Consider the following 17,175-nt stretch of genomic DNA (forward strand, 5'->3'; position numbering starts at 1 on the left):
CGTTCTGGCTTGTGGACCTTCGTGGCTGCGGCTTTTATTAACAAAGCGTTAACTGCAATCTCGCCGCTCCGTGAGGGTTCGCCAAGCGCATGCCGTCCGAATATTCCTTCCTCGACGTCGCCGTGCTCGACGCGGTCCGCCAGCGTTTTGCCGCCGGCGACGCGATCGCGATCCTGTCGGGGGACCTGGAGCAGGTGATCTGGGCCAACGGGCCGGGCGCAGCCGTGTTCGGCTATCCCGACATTGAAGCGATCATCGGCGCCTCGGCGCGGCTGCCGCTGATCGCCCGCCGCCAGATCATGGCGACCAGCGGCTTTCCCGAGATCGGCAGCGATCGCGCCATCATGGTGCGGCTGGCAACGGGCATGACCAGTCGCGCTGTCAGCTTCCTTGCCAGTGCCGTGGCGCTGCCCGATGGCGAGAAGGCGATCATGCTGGCGGTGCCGGCGGCGCAGACAGGCTCGCGCAGTGCCGCCGAGATCGCCAGCCGGGCGATCGGCGGCTTCACCGAAGACGGCCATTTCATCGCCTTCATCGATGCGGGGGGCAATGTCGAGGCGGCATCGGACGGGTTTTCGAGGCTCGGCATCCAGCCCGCGACGCTGGCCGCCCTGGTGGCGGATGTGACTGCCGAAGGCGAGCGTATCGTCAAGCGCCTCGTTCCGGGCGGCAGCACCTCCTACCCGGCCGGCCTAGCGCGGCTGACGCCGGAGCGGCATCTCCTGGTGGTGATCGACGAGGATCAGCTCGAGGACAACATGCCTGCCGCAGAAGCTTCGGCGGACGGACTGCCCGAAGCGACGGAGAGCCCCGCCAATCAGATTGGCGGCGCGACAACAGCGGCCAAGAGCGTTTCCTTAGAATCCGAGTCTCACCAGGACAATCAGCCGCCGGCGGCTGTTTCACAGACAAAGGCGATCGAGGGACCGACGGGCACTGCCGCGCCTGAGCAGCAGCCAGCCCTCTCCCCAGCCGGGCCAATACCAGCTGCCGCCGACAATGATCAGCCGGTCGCGGGCGGCACGACCGCACAGCATGATCATTGGTACTTCAATGCGGGTGAGGAGGACGCGCCAGCCGCGCCGGAGCCAAAAGCCGTGGCCGAAGCAATCGGAACCGAGGCTTCGGCGGACAGCGCGAAAAAAGACGAGGCCGCCTCCCCGGCTGTCCCGGCCACAAGCTCGGCCGCCCGGACGATAGACCGCTCGGCGGCGCCGATGCGCTTTGTCTGGCGCACCGACGCCGAGGGCAGGTTCAGCGCGCTGTCGCCGGAATTCGCCGACATCGTCGGCAAGCCGGCCGCCGACGTGATCGGCCGCCGTTTCAGGGATGTCGCGGCGACCTTCGGCCTTGACGCGTCCGGCGAGATAGCCGGCCTGCTGGAGCGGCGCGACACCTGGTCCGGCCGCTCCGTGCTGTGGCCCGTGGTCGGCACCGACCTCAAGATCCCCGTCGACCTCGCGGCTTTGCCTGTCTATGGCCGCAACCGCGCCTTCGAAGGTTTTCGCGGCTTCGGCGTTGCGCGCGCCAGTGACGCGGTCGTCGATCCGGAAGCGATCGGCATGGCCCTGATACCCAATGGCCAGGCCCCAGCATCGTCCGTACCGGAAACCGTCGAAGCTTCCGCCAAAGAGCCCAAGGCGGAAGTGCCGAAGGCCGAGGAGCCGAACGCGGCGGACCCGTTCAAGGGCGAGGTGCCGGCGCTGACCATCGTGCCAAAACAGGAGCGGCGCTTTGCCGACAAGGTCATCCGGCTGGCCGAACACCGGCAACCGGCCAATGACAAGGGACTGTCGACGCTGGAGCGTAGCGCCTTCCGTGAGATCGGCGAGCGGCTGAAGAAGGAGAGTGCGCCGGCCGAGCCGCCGGAAATCGACAAGCCCGGCATCGAAAGCCCGACGGAACCGGCGGTCAAGACGCCGGCTGAGGCCCCGACCGCGAAGACGGAGGCTCCGATCGTACCCGCCGGCGAGGTCGCAGCGGAGCCTGATGCCGTGCCGGATCAGGAGGATGCGGCGCTGGCCGAGCCATCCGAGACCGATGCCGAGGACGAGGCGGATCTCGCACGGCTTGATGGCGGTCACCCGGACGAAGTGGATGATGTGCCTGGTGTGAGCGGTTCGTTGCTTGACTACGCCGACCGGGATGATGAACCCGGTCCTGTCGCGAACAATGACGAGCCCCCGGTTTCAGAACCCGCGGTGGCGGAGCCGCGGGGGACCGAGCCGGTCGCGGCCGAACGACCTGATACCAAAGACGCCACGCATGATGCCGTCGATGATGACGACAGCATGACATCGGCCGATTTTCGCGATGCCGAGGACAATGAGGACTGGGCCGACGGCGAGGAAGCCGCGGCCGCTGATGGGCGGGCCGCCGCACTCCACGGTGGAGCCGCCAGTGCAGCCGACACCGTCGAGAGCCCGGCTGGACGCCCACGCCTGCGGGTGCCGCCGCTCAAGACCGAAGGGTTCGTGCCATCGGCCTTTTCCGTCGGCGACGAAAGCAAGGCTCCGGACACCTTGCTGCTCGGCAAGCTGCCGGTGCCGCTGCTCATCCATTCGGGCGACCAGTTGCACTATGCGAACGAGGAGTTCCTGAACCTGACCGGTTACGCAGCACTCGAGGACCTCGCGGATGCCGGCGGCCTGGGTGCGCTGTTTGCCGACCCCTATGGGGATGACGGCGCCTCCGACGGGAGCGACCGGGCGCTCCGGCTGAAGACGCGCGATGGCCAGGAATTCCCGATCGACGCCATCCTGCGCTCCGTGCCCTGGCGCGACGGCAAGGCCCTGATGCTGGTCGTGCGCCGTTCCGGCGAGGATGACGCGCCGGCGGCCCTGCACGTGGTCGGCGAGGAGCCGACGCAGCCTGACATTTCGGAACTCAAGGCACGCATCGCCGAGATGCGCACCATCATCGACACCGCCACCGACGGTGTCGTGCTGATCGGCAGCGACGGCACCATCCGCTCGATCAGCCGCCCGGCCGAAGCGCTGTTCGGCTTCGACAGCGACGAGGTGACCGGAAAGCCATTCGCCTCGCTGTTTGCCATCGAAAGCCAGCGCGCGGCACGCGACTATCTCACCGGCCTGTCCGAGCCCGGCGTGGCAAGCGTCCTGAATGACGGCCGCGAGGTGATCGGGCGCGAAGCGCAGGGGCGCTTCATCCCGCTGTTCATGACCATCGGCCGGCTGCCCAACGACAGCGGCTTCTGTGCCGTTGTGCGCGACATCACGCAATGGAAGCGAGCCGAAGAGGATTTGACGCAAGCACGCGCGGTGGCCGAACGGGCGTCCTCGCAGAAGACCGATTTCCTGGCTCGCATCAGCCACGAGATCCGCACGCCGCTCAATGCCATTATCGGCTTTTCCGAATTGATGGTCGACGAGAAGTTCGGGCCGGTCGCCAATGACCGCTACCGCGACTATCTCAGAGACATCAACCGCTCGGGCAACCATGTGCTCGACTTGGTCAACGACCTGCTGGACATCTCGAAGATCGAAGCCGGCCAGCAGGAAATGGCCTATGAGGCGGTGTCGCTCAACGACACGCTGGCCGAGACGGTGGCGATGATGCAGCCGCAGGCCAACCGCGAACGCGTCATCATCCGCTCAAGCTTCGCCTCGCGGCTGCCGGAAGTGGTGGCGGATCTGCGCTCCGTGCGCCAGATCGCGCTCAACATCCTGTCGAACGCCATCCGCTACACCCAGGCCGGCGGCCAGGTGATCGTCTCGACCGCCTACGAGACCTCGGGGGATGTTGTCATGCGGGTGCGCGACACTGGTATCGGCATGAGCCAGGCCGAGATCGAACAAGCGCTGAAGCCGTTCAAGCAGATCAATGCGCTGAAGCGCGGGCGCGGCGACGGCACCGGCCTTGGCCTGCCGCTGACCAAGGCGATGGTGGAAGCAAACCGCGCTCGCTTCACCATCAATTCGACACCTGGCGAAGGCACGCTCGTCGAGGTCGCTTTTCCCTCGACCCGGGTGCTCGCGGAATAGCGACTTCAAAAGAAAAGGCGCCCAAAGGACGCCTTAAGAGATGGGATTGCTGTCACAACGGGGGCTTGAGCGAATTCAGATCCTCCGGGGGCTGAGGAACGGGATTTCTCCCTCAAGTTACATGCGACTATCGAGGTCGGGCCTTAACAAGTCCTTACCGGGCCGCCAAAAAATTTACGAATGTGTACCACTCGTGAAATCTAGGTAAATTCCCGAGACATAATCCGTTAACCATGACGGGCGGGTCATTCGGCAAGCTGCGGCAGGTTGCGGAAGAGCTCCAGCGCCTCCGGGTTGGCAAGTGCTTCCTTGTTCTTGATGGCGCGCCCATGCACGATGTCGCGCACGGCGAGTTCGGTGATCTTGCCCGACTTGGTGCGGGGAATGTCCGACACGGCGACGATCCTGGCCGGGACATGGCGGGGGCTGGCGCCGCCGCGGATCTTGGCACGAATGCGTCTTTCCAGATCCTCGTCCAGATGGACGCCCGCGGCCAGCCGCACGAACAGCACGACGCGCACGTCATTGTCGAAATCCTGTCCGATGCACAGCGCTTCCAGGATTTCCGGCATCTGTTCGACCTGGTTGTAGATCTCCGCCGTGCCGATGCGCACGCCGCCCGGGTTGAGCGTGGCGTCGGAGCGGCCGTGGATGATCATGCCGCCGTGCTCAGTCCATTCGGCGAAATCGCCATGGCACCAGACATTATCGAAACGCTCGAAATAGGCCGCCTGGTATTTCTTGCCGTCGGGGTCGTTCCAGAAACCGATCGGCATGGACGGAAAGGCCTTGGTGCAGACCAACTCGCCCTTCTCCCGCCGGATCGGCTTGCCGTCGTCATCCCAGACATCGACCGCAAGGCCAAGGCCAGGGCCCTGGATCTCGCCGGTCCACACCGGTTCGGTCGGTACGCCGAGCACGAAACACGAGACGATGTCGGTGCCGCCGGAAACCGAAGCCAGATGCACGTCCTTCTTGATGCCCTCGTAGACGAAGCGGAAATCCTCGGGCGACAGCGGCGAACCGGTGGAGGATATCGCCCGCACGGTCGACAGATCGTGGCTGCCGATCGGCTTGAGACCGGCCTTGCGCACGGAATCGATAAACTTCGCCGAGGTGCCCAAGAAGGTCATCTTCTCGGCATCGGCGAAGTCGAACAGGACATTGCCGTTGGGGTAGAAGGGCGAACCGTCATAGAGCAGCAGCGTCGCACCGGAGGCGAGGCCCGACACCAGCCAGTTCCACATCATCCAGCCGCAGGTGGTGAAATAGAAGAAGCGATCGCCGTCGACGAGCCCGGCATGCAGTCGGTGCTCCTTGACATGCTGGATCAGCGTGCCGCCGGCCGAATGGACGATGCATTTGGGAATGCCCGTGGTTCCGGATGAAAACAGGATGTAGAGCGGATGCGAAAACGCCAGCCGCTCGAAGGTGACGGGCTTGACGGCAAAGGGCGCCAGCGCCTCCTCCATCGCCACGGCCTTGTCGATGATCGCGGCCACGTCGACCGAGGTGCCGAGATAATCGACGAGCAGAACCTTGCGGACACTGCCGAGCTTGGCCGCGATCGCCGCGACCTTGTCGGCGACCTCGATCGCCTTGCCATTGTACCAATAGCCGTCGGGCGCGATGAAGATGACAGGCTCGATCTGGCCGAAGCGGTCGAGCACGCCCTGCTCGCCGAAATCGGGGGAGCAGGATGACCACACCGCGCCGATCGAGGCCGCCGCCAGCATCGCCGCGACGGTTTCCGGCATGTTGGGCATCATCGCGGCAATGCGGTCACCCTTCTTCACCTTGAGCGACAGGAAGAGCTGCTGCAGACGCGAGACCAGGCCATGCAGCTCATTCCAGGACAGCCGCCGCTCGACCTTGTCCTCGCCGCGAAAGACAATCGCCTCGCCGGCGCCGGTCTTCTTCAGCAGGTTCTCGGCGAAATTCAGCGTCGCGTCGGGGAAGAACGAGGCACCCGGCATTTTGTCGCCATCGGCCAGCACGCGCTCGCCCCCATTGGTCCATTTGTCGCCGACGATGCCGGAAAAGTCCCACATCAGGCTCCAGAACGCCTCGCGATCCTCAATCGACCAGCGGTGAAGGTCGGTATAGCAAGAGAATGTGGCCCCCGCTTTCGCCTCCGCGGCCTTCAGGAAAGCCGTCAAGGGCAAAGCATCGATCCGGTCTTGCGTCGGGGTCCAGAGCGGTACTTCGGCAGCCATGATCGATCCTCCCACGGTCGCCATCGCTTATGCATATCGCAGCGCAGCAGAGCAAGATTTTGTTGGGCCGAAGCGACCAGGTGTGCGCAAATGCCATCGCCGGGCCATAAAGACTTGAAATGCCTCAGTCCTAAGTCGTAGTGACGACTGGGGTTACACCCGTCGGGCGATTAATCGGAACGGAAGCATATAGGGCGAAATGCCATCATCCTTGATCCGCCGCGGAGTATGGGCGATCGGCGCTGCCGTGATCGTCATTGCTCTGGTGGTCGCCGCGCTGCCGCTGATCGCCTCGACGCGCATCGTGCGCGACCGCATCGCCTGGGAAATGAGCGCCTGGAGCGGCTTCCGGGTCGCCATCGAAGGCTCGCCGCGCATCGAGGTCTGGCCGAAATTCCGGGCAATCCTGACCGATGTGACGCTGTCCAAGTGGACGGACACCGATGCACCGCCGGTCGTCGAAGCCGAACGGGTGGAAATCGACCTGTCGGCCATGGCGGCATTGCAAGGCGACGTGGCGTTTTCCACGGCGCGACTGGTGCGTCCGACGATCCGGGTCCAGCGCACGGCCGATGGCCTGTTCCTGCCGACCGCACCGACGGGCGGTCGCATCGCGCGCTCCATCGACACGGCGCGCGGCGTGGTCAATGCCGATCCCGCCAAGCCCGACCTCGACAAGCTGCCGACCGACGCCTTCGGCACGGTCGAGTTCAGGGACGGCCGCATGGTGGCTTCCGTGAACGGCAAGGACGTGGAGATCCTCAGCAGCCTTAGCGGCCAGGCGACCTGGGCGGCGATGAACAGCAATGCGACACTGTCGGCAACCGGTATCTGGCGTGGCGAAAGCGTCGCCCTGGACGCGGCCTCGCCGAAGCCGCTGGTGCTGTTTGCCGGCGGCATGGCGCCGCTCACCCTGTCCTTCAAGGCAGCGCCCGCCACCTTCTCCTTCGACGGCACCGCCAACATGTCCCAGAACGCCTATTTCGACGGCCAGGTGAAGTTCGCGGCCCCCTCGCTGCGCCGGGTGCTGGAATGGTCGCAGGCCGGCATCGCACCGAGCGCGGCGATCGGTTCCGTCAGCATTTCCAGCAAGGTCACGGCGTCGGCCGGACGCGTCAAATTCGAGAACACCGCGCTGGCGCTGGACAACAATCCGGGTATGGGCGCGCTGGACTTGTCGCTTGGCGACGCCCAGCCGGTGATCTCGGGCACGCTCGCCTTCGATACGCTCGACCTCAGATCGTTCCTGTCCGCCTTCACGCCGCTGGGGCCGGCGAGTGGGGCTGGACCGGGTGACGTCGACACAAGCTTCGCCGATCGGATCAATCTCGATCTCAGATTGTCGGCGGCACATGCCACGGCTGGCACTATCCAGCTCGCCGACGTCGCCGCCACCGCCCAGGTCAAGGACGGTCTTTCCGTCTTCGATATCTCCGACGCGTCGGCCTTTGGGGGCAACATCCAGACCAGCCTTCGTTTCGACCGCAAGCCCGAGGGCACCCAGGTCGAGATCCGGCTGCTTGCTTCCGATGTCGATGGCGGGGCGTTCGGTACGGCGGCGGGGATGACCCGGCTGGTGCCGGTCGGCACGGGCACCGTTTCAGTCATCCTCAAGGGACCGGGCAGGACCTGGGATTCGATCTTTGAAAACGCCGACGGCTCGGTCACGGCGACCTTCGGACCCGGCGCGCTCAGCAAGTTCAACCTGCCTGCCTTTCTCAAGCATACAGAACAGGGCGGCTTCTTCGCGCTCGACGATGTCTCGGACGGGACACTGCCGATCGACGGCGCTGAAGTGAAGGCGACCATTTCACGCGGCGTGGCGAGGTTGGACAAGGCCGAAGCCAATTCGGCGAAATACAAGATCTGGCTTTCCGGCATCGCCTCCTATGCGGGACGTGGGCTGGCACTGTCGGGCGGCGTCATCCAGCCTGACCAGGCGGCGGCCCAGAAGAACGGCCAGCAGGGGCCCAACCAGTCGTCCTTCTTCGTCGGCGGAACCTGGAGTACGCCGTTCATTTCCCCGATTAGCCGCGGCGTTTCGGGCGAATAGAAGCGCGGTTTCCTTCAGTTGAATATCGTCTCGTCCGAAAACCGGTTGCCACCCTCGGGGGGCCAGGCCCGAGGGCACGCTTTCGAGATGCTCACCCGCGCTGCGCAGCCTGTTCGTCGAGCTGACGCTGCACCTCCCGCCGCTTGTTGGCGATCGAGGCGACGATGACACCGACCGCGACGACGGCGATCAGGATGGTGCAGGCGGCATTGATCTCCGGTGTCACGCCGAGGCGGACCTGGCTGTAGATCTTCATCGGCAGCGTCGTGGCGCCCGGGCCAGAGGTGAAGCTGGCGATCACAAGATCGTCGAGCGACAGCGTGAAGGCCAGCATCCAGCCGGACACGATCGCCGGCAGGATGACCGGCAGCGTGATCTGGAAGAAGGTCTTCGCCGGCGTTGCGCCGAGATCCATTGCCGCCTCCTCCAGCGAACGATCGAAGGAGACCAGGCGCGATTGCACCACGACGGCCACGAAGCACATTGTGAGCGTGATGTGGGCGAGCGTTACCGTGAAGAAGCCGCGGTCGAGGCCGACTGCAACGAAGAGCAGCAGCAGTGACAGGCCGGTGATGACCTCCGGCATGACCAGCGGCGCGAAGACCATGCCGGAAAACAGCACCCTGCCCCGGAAGCGGGTGTAGCGCGTCAGGGTGAGCGCCGCCAGCGTGCCGAGCACGGTCGCCACCGTCGCCGAAATGACGCCGACACGCGCCGTGACCCAGGTGGCGTCCATCAGGCCCTGATTGTGGAACAGCGACACGTACCATTTGGTCGAGAAGCCGCCCCAGACTGTGACGAGCTTGGATTCGTTGAAGGAGAAGACGATGAGCAGCACGATCGGCAGGTACAGGAAGGCGAAGCCAAGCACGATCGAGGTAACGTTGAAGCGGCTCCAGGTGGCGTTCATTTGCCCTGCTCCTGGGCACGTGCCTGTGCCTGCTGGAAAAGCATGATCGGCACGGTCAGCAACAACAGCAGGATGACGGCCACGGCAGACGACACCGGCCAGTCACGATTGGCGAAAAACTCATTCCAGAGCGTCTTGCCGATCATCAGCGTCTGTGATCCGCCGAGCAGATCGGGGATGACGAACTCGCCGACAGCCGGGATGAACACCAGCAGGCAGCCGGCAATGACGCCGGGCAGCGACAGCGGGAAGGTGATCTTCCAGAAAGCTGATGTCGGCGGGCAGCCGAGATCCTTGGCGGCCTCGATCAGCGAATAGTCCATCTTCTCCAGCGACGAATAGAGCGGCAGCACCATGAACGGCAGATAGGAATAGACGATGCCGATGAAGATCGCCGTGTAGGTGTTGAGGATGATCAGCGGCTGACTGATGATGCCGGTGGCAAGCAACAGCTGGTTGAGCAGGCCCTCGGGCTTGAGGATGCCGATCCAGGCATAGACGCGGATCAGGAACGAGGTCCAGAACGGCAGGATGACCAGCATCAGCAAGGTCGGGCGGATGGTGGCCGGCGCACGTGACATGCCATAGGCGATCGGATAGCCCACGATCAGTGTCAGCGCGGTCGAGATCGCGGCAATGATGACGCTCGTCACATAGGCCTTGAAATAGAGCGCGTCCTGCGTCAGCCAGACATAGTTGTCGAAATTGAGGTCGCGGAACCCGGCGAAGAAGCCGGAGACGCCATCGCTGAAATCGAGCACCGGCGTGTAGGGCGGCATGGCGATTGCCGTCTGCGACAGGGAGATCTTGAAGACGATGATGAACGGGATGAGGAAGAAGAACAGCAGCCAGAGGTAAGGGACGATGATGACGAGCCGGTTGACAAAGCCGGCACCCAGCCGCGTCAGGAACGGCTTGGCGACAGTCGATGGCCCGGCGGCATCGGTGACAGCGATGTTGGACATATCAGCCCCCTACCGCGCCAGCACGACGCCGGCGTCGGGCCGGAAGGACACCCAGGCGCGGTCGTTCCAGGTCAGCGGATCGTCGGTCACCCGCGCCGCATTGAGCGCGCTTGCTCTGATGATCTGCCCGTCATCCAGCCTGATGTGGTAGACGGTCATGTCGCCGAGATAGGCGACGTCGTAGACCTCGCCTTCCAGCGCATTGACAGCGTCCGCGGGCTTCTTCGACGACACCTTGATCTTCTCCGGCCTGATGGCGAAAACGATGTCGGAACCGGCTGCGGTATCGGCGCTGTTTTCAACGACGATCTGGGCACCTGTCGCGCCAGTGATGCGGGTGGTGTTGGCCGACCGCTCGGCGACCTTGCCCTCGAACATGTTCACGTTGCCGACGAAATGCGCGACGAAGCGCGAGGCCGGGGCTTCATAGACTTCCGCCGGCGTCGCCACCTGCATGACCTCGCCCTTGTCCATGATGGCGATGCGATCGGCCATGGTCATCGCTTCTTCCTGGTCGTGGGTGACGACGACGAAGGTCAGCCCAAGTTCCTGCTGCAAATCCATCAGTTCGAACTGGGTTTCCTCGCGCAGCTTCTTGTCGAGCGCCCCCAGCGGCTCGTCGAGCAGCAGCACCTTCGGCCGCTTGGCGACCGAGCGGGCGAGCGCGACGCGCTGGCGCTGGCCACCGGAAAGCTGGTGCGGCTTACGCTTGGCGAACTGCTCGAGCTTGACCAGCTTCAGCATCTCGGCGACGCGCTTTTCGATGTCGGGCTTGGGCATGCCTTCCTGCTTGAGGCCGAAGGCGATGTTGTTCTCCACCGTCATATGCGGGAAAAGGGCATAGGACTGGAACATCATGTTGACCGGCCGGCGATAGGGCGGAATGCCGCGCAGGTCCTGGCCGTCGAGCAGGATGCGGCCGGCCGTCGGTTCCTCGAAGCCGGCAAGCATCCTGAGCAGCGTCGACTTTCCGCAACCGGAGGCGCCGAGCAGGGCGAAGAATTCGCGCTCGAAGATCGTCAGCGACAGATTGTTGACGGCGATGAAGTCACCGAACTTCTTGGTGACGTTGTCGAACTGGATGTATGGCTTGGCGTTCGGGTCGTTCCATGGCGCGAAATCCCTACGGATGCTGCCAAGCGATTTCATATCCCCACTCCGTGCTGTTTCTTGCTTCGTGCCCCAAAATACGCGACCCCGGCAGTTGTCTGCCGGGGGTCGCTTCAGATGCTATTGGCCGGTGACGATCTTGGTCCAGCTGCGCGTGATGATACGCTGGGTCTTGGGATCGTAAGGGGAGACCGTGTAGAGCTTCTGCAAGGTCGCGTCGTCCGGATAGACAGCCGGATCCTCCAGCAGCGCCTTGTCGACAAATTGCTGCGATGCCTTGTTGCCGTTGGCGTAGAGCACGTAGTTCGACGATTTGGCGATCACTTCGGGCGTCATCATGTAGTTGATGAATTCAAGTGCCTCGGCGACATGCGGCGCATCGGCGGGGATCGCCATCTGGTCGAACCACATCTGTGCGCCTTCCTTCGGCACCGAATAGCCGATTTCAACGCCTTGCTTGGCCTCGACCGCGCGGTTGCGGGCCTGGAACACGTCACCCGACCAGCCGACCGCGAGGCAGATGTCGCCGTTGGCGAGCGCGTTAATGTACTCGGACGAATGGAACTTCCTGATGTAGGGACGAACCTTGAGCAAAGCTTCCTCGGCCTTGGCGATATCGTCGGGCGAAGTGCTGTTCGGGTCGAGGCCGAGATATTTCAACGCCGCCGGTATGATGTCGGCCGGCGAGTCCAGCACGTAGACGCCGCAGTCCTTCAACTTGGCAAGACTATCCGGATTGAAGAACACGTCCCAGCTGTCGATCTTGTCGGTGCCCAGTGCCGCCTGCACTTTCTTCGTGTTATAACCGATGCCGACCGTGCCCCACATGTAGTTGACCGAGTATTCGTTGCCGGGATCATATTTGGCGGTCCGCTCGGAAACCGTGTCCCACATGTTGGAGAGGTTCGGCAGTTTCGACTTGTCGAGCTTCTGGAACACACCGGCCTGAATCTGGCGGGCGAGGAAGTTGCCGCTCGGCACGACGACGTCATAGCCGCTGCCGCCAGCGAGCAGTTTGGTTTCCAGGATCTCGTTGGAATCGAACGTGTCGTAGACGACCTTGATGCCGGTCTTCTTGGTGAAATCGTCGATGATCGAACTGTCGATATAATCCGACCAGTTGAAGACATTGACGACGCGATCCTCGGCATGCCCGGCGGGCGTGAACAATGTCAGAAATACCGAGGTCGCCGAAAGCCAGAGCGCTTTGCGGATCATGCTATTCTCCTTTGGTGAGTGTTCCATCGCCGGCTCGTCGCGACGCGCGTCCGGGCATTTGTTTCAGACTATTGAGCTTTCCAGGGGACAACAAGCGGCGATTGGCGCGCCGGTCGCGGCCACGCAATTGACCCGGACTGGAAGGAATCGCGGTGCCGTCAGAAGCTTTCGCCGCCGCGCGGACAGAAATACAGAAATATGGTCCGGTCTCGATCGGGCCGCCGGGGAGACTTGGCAAGATACGCCTGTCTTGTTGTTGCCGTGCTCCCAGCCTGCCCGGGCGGCGGCGAGGTTGTCAATGGCAAAGCATCGGCGCCCGCATCAATTCGGCGACGGCACCCCGGTGACACCTGCTCGCTGTGGCCGTGCCTGGCGTTTGAACTCGAGACCGATATGGACAAGCAGCGCCGTGACCACCACCGTGCCGCCGATGATGGTGCGTCCGGACGGCACTTCGGAATGGATGAGCCAGACCCATATCGGCCCAAGGATCGGCTCGAAAGTGCCAAGCAATGCCGCGATGGCAGCCGGGATCAGCCTCGCGCCGGTGGCGAAGAAGGCAAGACCAATGCCGAGATTGACCACGCCGAACGCGAAGAGAAAGCCCATGTCGCCGGCCGAGACCGTGAAGGTCGACGCCTGCGAGACGGCAAGGCCCGCGGCCAGGATCGTGCCGAGACAAGTCGCCGGGGTCATCCTGACGCTGGCGAACCGCCTTGTGATGACGGTGGCGATCGAGAACATCAACGCGATCAGCAGCGCCAGCCCGTCGCCTATGGGCGAGACGGCGCCATTGATCGATTCCGACACCATGATGGCGACGCCGGCGATGACGGCGGCAATCGCCACCCAGGTCACGACACCAACCCGTTCGCGAAACAGCGCCCAGGCAAACAGCGCCGCCAGAAGCGGCACGCCGGCCTGCATCAAAAGGATGTTGGCGACAGTGGTGTAGGCTAGCGCCACGACGAAGGAGGTCGATGCGATGGCGAAGCAGAAGCCGACGGCAAGGCCAGGCAGGCCCATGTCGCGAAACGATCTCAGCATGCCGCGCCAGCCGTCACGCCAGGCCATGAAGGAGAGCAGGAAGGCGGCGGCCCAAACCGAGCGCCAGAAGATAACCGTCCAGCTGTCACCGACGGTGATGAAGCGGGCGATGGTGCCGCCGAAACTCCACATCAGCGCCGAGAGGAAAACCAGAAGCATGCCGACGCGTTCCTCGCGCGGCGAGGAGGCCGAAGCGACAGGGGCCGGTGATGATGCTGCGTCTGTCATGGGCGCGACTGTCGAGCTTTGTGGACGGGACGATGCGCAAGGGACGACAAAGAACTGCCCTGTTCGCGTAACGCAAAGACTTGAGCCGCGGGTGATCCAGACACAGGCGACGATTGTGGCACCTTGCTGCCGCGTTACTGGAAGTCGAAGGCGCTCAGGCCCGTCACCATCTCGTCGAGGCCGAGCGGGCGTGTCACCGGCGGTTCGGCACGCGCCAGGCAGCCGACGCGCTCGCAAAGCCGGCAGGCGGGTCCGACCGGCGTCGCCACGACGGCGCCTGTTCCCGACTTTCCGGCGGCGGCCGCGCCGGGCAGCGCCGCGCCATAGACGATGTCGTCGCGAAAGCCGATGTCGCAACCGAGCAGCAGCGCGGTGCGGCGCGGACGCTCCGAGAATGCGCCCTGCGGCCCCTCCAGCGTGCGGGCGAGGCACAGGAACTCGGCGCCATCGGGCATTTCCACAGCTTCGACGAAAACCTGGCCGGGCTGGGTGAAGGCGACGTGCACGGGCAGCTTCGGACAGCCGCCGCCGAAGCGGCTGTGCGGAAAGCCCTGGCTGCCGGCCCTGCGGAAGCGGTTGCCCGCATTGTCGACCTCCAGCATGAAGAACGGCACGCCGAGTGCGCCCTGCCGCTGCAGCATCGTCAGCCGGTTCGCCGCCTGCTCGAAGGAGACGCCGAAGCGCGAGCGAAGGACGTCGATGTCGTAGCGCGCGCGGACGGCGGCCGCATGAAAGGCCTGATAGGGCATCATCAGCGCATGCGCGGCATAGCGGCCGAGTTCGAAGCGGGCAAGGCGACGGGCTTCGTCGGTGCTCAGCTTGAGCGCCTGGATTTGACCGGCGACCGCGACCGTCATGCGGATCAGGCAAGCTTCCATCGCCACTTCGCGCAACTGGTCGAACGGCGACAGCCGCTCCGACAGGAACAGGCGCTGCGAATGGCGATCGTAGCGGCGGCGCCAGTTCGGCATGGTGGCGACCGGCAACACCTTGACGACGATGCCGTATTCTCGCTTCAGCCAGGCCTTCAGGGCACCGAACAGGTCATCACCGGGATCGAGCACCGCGGTGAACGCCTCCGCCTCCTCCTCGAGTGCAGTAAAATGGTTCGGCCGCCGCTCGAAGGTCTCGTGCACCTCGTCGATCGGCAGGCGGGCGCCCGAAAGCGCCGTCGCCCGTCCCTCGCGCGCCAGAAGCTCGTTGAGGTCGGACAGCCGCTCGGCCTGCTCGCGATAGGCGCGGAACAGTTTTATCACCGCGGCCGACGCATTTGGCGCTGCCTCGGCAAGTTCGATCAGCTCTTGATCTCCCGGCAATTCGCCGACTAGCAGCGGATCGGTGAACACCTCCTTCAAGGCCGCGACCGACCCTCTTGCCTCGCCCTGCAGCTCATGCGGGTCGACCTTGTAGACGGAGGCCAGCTTGAGAATCAACTGCACCGTCAGCGGCCGCTGGTTGCGCTCGATAAGGTTGAGATAGGACGGCGAGATGCCGAGCCCCTCGGCCATAGCCGTCTGGGTGAGGCCCTTGGCGTTGCGGATGCGGCGAATGCGCGGCCCCGCGAAAATCTTCTGGTCAGCCATCGACTGTCCTTGACAGGAATTTACACCGCATTCCATCGTTCGCCAGTTTTACAATCATGACAAATTTACAGCGACTACCTGTCAAACACAACACAGGTTTTCCCTTATCTTCTGCCGTAATTGCTGATTTTTCTAGCTGATTTTGCGCTGCAATGTAAATTCAGTCACATCGCAGCTCGCCAAAAAAAATGGTGCGCGGACAAGTACAGCAATTCTTCGGAGTGACCCATGACTGATTTTTACAACCTCGTTCCCTCGGCGCCGGAAGGTCGCTTCGACGGCATTGAACGCCCCTATTCGCCGGAGGATGTGAAGCGGCTGCGCGGTTCGGTGCAGATCCGCCAGAGCCTGGCCGAAATGGGTGCCAACCGGCTGTGGAAGCTGATCCACGAGGAGGATTTCGTCAACGCGCTCGGCGCCATGTCCGGCAACCAGGCGATGCAGCAGGTGCGCGCCGGACTGAAGGCGATCTATTTGTCGGGCTGGCAGGTCGCGGCAGACGCCAACACCGCCTCGGCGATGTATCCCGACCAGTCGCTTTATCCGGCCAATGCCGCGCCGGAACTGGTCAAGCGCATCAACCGTACGCTGCAGCGCGCCGACCAGATCGAGACCTCCGAGGGCAATGGGCTTTCGGTCGAGACCTGGTTCGCGCCGATCGTCGCCGACGCGGAAGCCGGCTTCGGCGGACCGCTCAACGCCTTCGAGATCATGAAGGCGTTCATCGAGGCGGGTGCCGCCGGCGTCCATTACGAGGACCAGCTGGCGTCGGAAAAGAAGTGCGGCCATCTCGGCGGCAAGGTGCTGATCCCGACCGCCGCGCATATCCGCAACCTCAACGCCGCGCGGCTCGCGGCCGACGTGATGGGCACGCCGACTCTCGTCGTGGCGCGCACCGACGCGGAAGCCGCCAAGCTTCTGACATCCGACATCGACGAGCGTGACCAACCCTTCGTCGACTACGATGCCGGGCGCACGGTGGAAGGCTTCTACCAGGTCAGGAACGGCATCGAACCCTGTATCGCGCGGGCCGTCGCTTATGCGCCCTACGCGGACCTGATCTGGTGCGAAACCTCCAAGCCGGACCTGGCGCAGGCCAAGAAATTCGCCGAGGGCGTGCGCAGGCACCATCCGGGCAAGCTGCTCGCCTACAATTGCTCGCCCTCGTTCAACTGGAAGAAGAATCTCGACGACGCGACGATCGCGAAGTTCCAGAAGGAACTCGGCGCCATGGGCTACAAGTTCCAGTTCATCACGCTGGCCGGCTTCCACCAGCTCAACTACGGCATGTTCGAGCTGGCGCGTGGCTACAAGGCGCGGCAGATGGCGGCCTATTCCGAGTTGCAGGAAGCCGAGTTCGCCGCGGAGGCCAATGGCTACACCGCCACGAAGCACCAGCGTGAGGTCGGCACCGGCTATTTCGACGCCGTGTCGATGGCGATCACCGGCGGCAAGTCATCGACCACCGCCATGCATGAATCGACCGAGCACGCACAATTCAAGCCGGCCGCCGAATAGCGGCTCAGAAAACACCGAGGAAACGCCCAGCAGGGCTTCAGAAACAGGAGAAGACCAATGGCATCGATAAGCCGCGTCAAGGAACGGGCGGAAGAGCAATCGACCACGATGAGCGTCGACCAGCAGGCGACGATCCGCATGCTCGCCAACGACCTGCACAGACTCAACCAGTCGGTGATGAAGGCGGTCGAGGCGGGCGTCTCTGTGGAGCTGGTGCGCTCGGCCAGGCACCATGGCGGCGACGGCAATTGGGGCGATCTGCTGATCCCGGTGATCGTCACACAGCAGAGCCATGGCTGACCGGCAATCGTTGCAACCGACCT

11 protein-coding genes are annotated in these 17,175 nt (G+C 63.8%); 4 read left to right on the forward strand and 7 right to left on the reverse strand.

The window, feature by feature from the left end; genetic code table 11:
• Positions 1-89: 89 nt before the first annotated feature.
• A complete protein-coding gene (locus EB231_RS30965; protein WP_172352193.1) occupies positions 90-4,004 on the forward strand; it encodes a PAS domain S-box protein in 3,915 nt (1,304 codons plus the stop codon).
• Positions 4,005-4,249: 245 nt separating this feature from the next.
• Here EB231_RS30965 and EB231_RS30970 read toward each other — a convergent pair whose 3' ends face one another.
• Entirely contained in the window at positions 4,250-6,220 is a 1,971-nt protein-coding gene (locus tag EB231_RS30970; RefSeq protein ID WP_172352194.1) for an acetoacetate--CoA ligase, read from the reverse strand.
• A gap of 199 nt (positions 6,221-6,419) precedes the next feature.
• Here EB231_RS30970 and EB231_RS30975 point away from each other — a divergent pair, with 199 nt between their 5' ends.
• Positions 6,420-8,273, forward strand: a complete 1,854-nt coding sequence (locus EB231_RS30975; protein ID WP_172352195.1) for an AsmA family protein — start codon at positions 6,420-6,422, stop codon at positions 8,271-8,273.
• A 91-nt stretch (positions 8,274-8,364) separates the two neighbouring features.
• Here the strand turns inward: EB231_RS30975 and EB231_RS30980 are convergent, their stop codons facing one another.
• The 6 genes from EB231_RS30980 to EB231_RS31005 form a co-directional block, all read right to left on the reverse strand.
• Positions 8,365-9,183 carry an ABC transporter permease gene (locus EB231_RS30980; protein ID WP_140774844.1) on the reverse strand — a complete coding sequence of 273 codons (819 nt, stop codon included), beginning with the start codon at positions 9,181-9,183 and terminating at the stop codon, positions 8,365-8,367.
• Positions 9,180-10,148: an ABC transporter permease subunit gene (locus EB231_RS30985; RefSeq protein ID WP_172352196.1), complete on the reverse strand. Its 969-nt coding sequence runs from the start codon at positions 10,146-10,148 to the stop codon at positions 9,180-9,182. The genes EB231_RS30980 and EB231_RS30985 overlap by 4 nt, the downstream gene beginning before the upstream one ends.
• Before the next feature lie 9 nt (positions 10,149-10,157).
• Positions 10,158-11,297 (reverse strand): ABC transporter ATP-binding protein, encoded by a 1,140-nt coding sequence (locus EB231_RS30990; RefSeq protein WP_172352197.1) that lies wholly within the window; start codon positions 11,295-11,297, stop codon positions 10,158-10,160.
• An 81-nt stretch (positions 11,298-11,378) separates the two neighbouring features.
• A complete protein-coding gene (locus EB231_RS30995; RefSeq protein ID WP_172352198.1) occupies positions 11,379-12,476 on the reverse strand; it encodes a polyamine ABC transporter substrate-binding protein in 1,098 nt (365 codons plus the stop codon).
• Positions 12,477-12,797: 321 nt separating this feature from the next.
• Entirely contained in the window at positions 12,798-13,751 is a 954-nt protein-coding gene (locus EB231_RS31000; RefSeq protein WP_172352199.1) for a DMT family transporter, read from the reverse strand.
• Between the two features lie 134 nt (positions 13,752-13,885).
• A complete protein-coding gene (locus EB231_RS31005) occupies positions 13,886-15,334 on the reverse strand; it encodes a helix-turn-helix domain-containing protein (protein ID WP_172352200.1) in 1,449 nt (482 codons plus the stop codon).
• A gap of 228 nt (positions 15,335-15,562) precedes the next feature.
• Here EB231_RS31005 and aceA point away from each other — a divergent pair, with 228 nt between their 5' ends.
• Positions 15,563-16,852: an isocitrate lyase gene (aceA, locus tag EB231_RS31010; protein ID WP_172352201.1), complete on the forward strand. Its 1,290-nt coding sequence runs from the start codon at positions 15,563-15,565 to the stop codon at positions 16,850-16,852.
• Between the two features lie 57 nt (positions 16,853-16,909).
• The gene (locus tag EB231_RS31015) at positions 16,910-17,152 is read left to right on the forward strand and encodes an SMc00767 family acetate metabolism repressor (protein ID WP_006202762.1); all 243 of its coding nucleotides are present in this window, start codon (positions 16,910-16,912) and stop codon (positions 17,150-17,152) included.
• The last annotated feature ends 23 nt before the right edge of the window (positions 17,153-17,175 follow it).

This window comes from Mesorhizobium sp. NZP2298 (assembly GCF_013170825.1).
Lineage (GTDB): Bacteria > Pseudomonadota > Alphaproteobacteria > Rhizobiales > Rhizobiaceae > Mesorhizobium.

Excerpts from the sequence above, each read along its gene's own strand:
- EB231_RS30965 (WP_172352193.1), top strand. The coding sequence starts at position 90 with ATGCCGTCCGAATATTCCTTCCTCGACGTCGCCGTGCTCGACGCGGTC.
- EB231_RS30970 (WP_172352194.1), bottom strand. The coding sequence starts at position 6,220 with ATGGCTGCCGAAGTACCGCTCTGGACCCCGACGCAAGACCGGATCGAT.
- EB231_RS30975 (WP_172352195.1), top strand. The coding sequence starts at position 6,420 with ATGCCATCATCCTTGATCCGCCGCGGAGTATGGGCGATCGGCGCTGCC.
- EB231_RS30980 (WP_140774844.1), bottom strand. The coding sequence starts at position 9,183 with ATGAACGCCACCTGGAGCCGCTTCAACGTTACCTCGATCGTGCTTGGC.
- EB231_RS30985 (WP_172352196.1), bottom strand. The coding sequence starts at position 10,148 with ATGTCCAACATCGCTGTCACCGATGCCGCCGGGCCATCGACTGTCGCC.
- EB231_RS30990 (WP_172352197.1), bottom strand. The coding sequence starts at position 11,297 with ATGAAATCGCTTGGCAGCATCCGTAGGGATTTCGCGCCATGGAACGAC.
- EB231_RS30995 (WP_172352198.1), bottom strand. The coding sequence starts at position 12,476 with ATGATCCGCAAAGCGCTCTGGCTTTCGGCGACCTCGGTATTTCTGACA.
- EB231_RS31000 (WP_172352199.1), bottom strand. The coding sequence starts at position 13,751 with ATGACAGACGCAGCATCATCACCGGCCCCTGTCGCTTCGGCCTCCTCG.
- EB231_RS31005 (WP_172352200.1), bottom strand. The coding sequence starts at position 15,334 with ATGGCTGACCAGAAGATTTTCGCGGGGCCGCGCATTCGCCGCATCCGC.
- aceA (WP_172352201.1), top strand. The coding sequence starts at position 15,563 with ATGACTGATTTTTACAACCTCGTTCCCTCGGCGCCGGAAGGTCGCTTC.
- EB231_RS31015 (WP_006202762.1), top strand. The coding sequence starts at position 16,910 with ATGGCATCGATAAGCCGCGTCAAGGAACGGGCGGAAGAGCAATCGACC.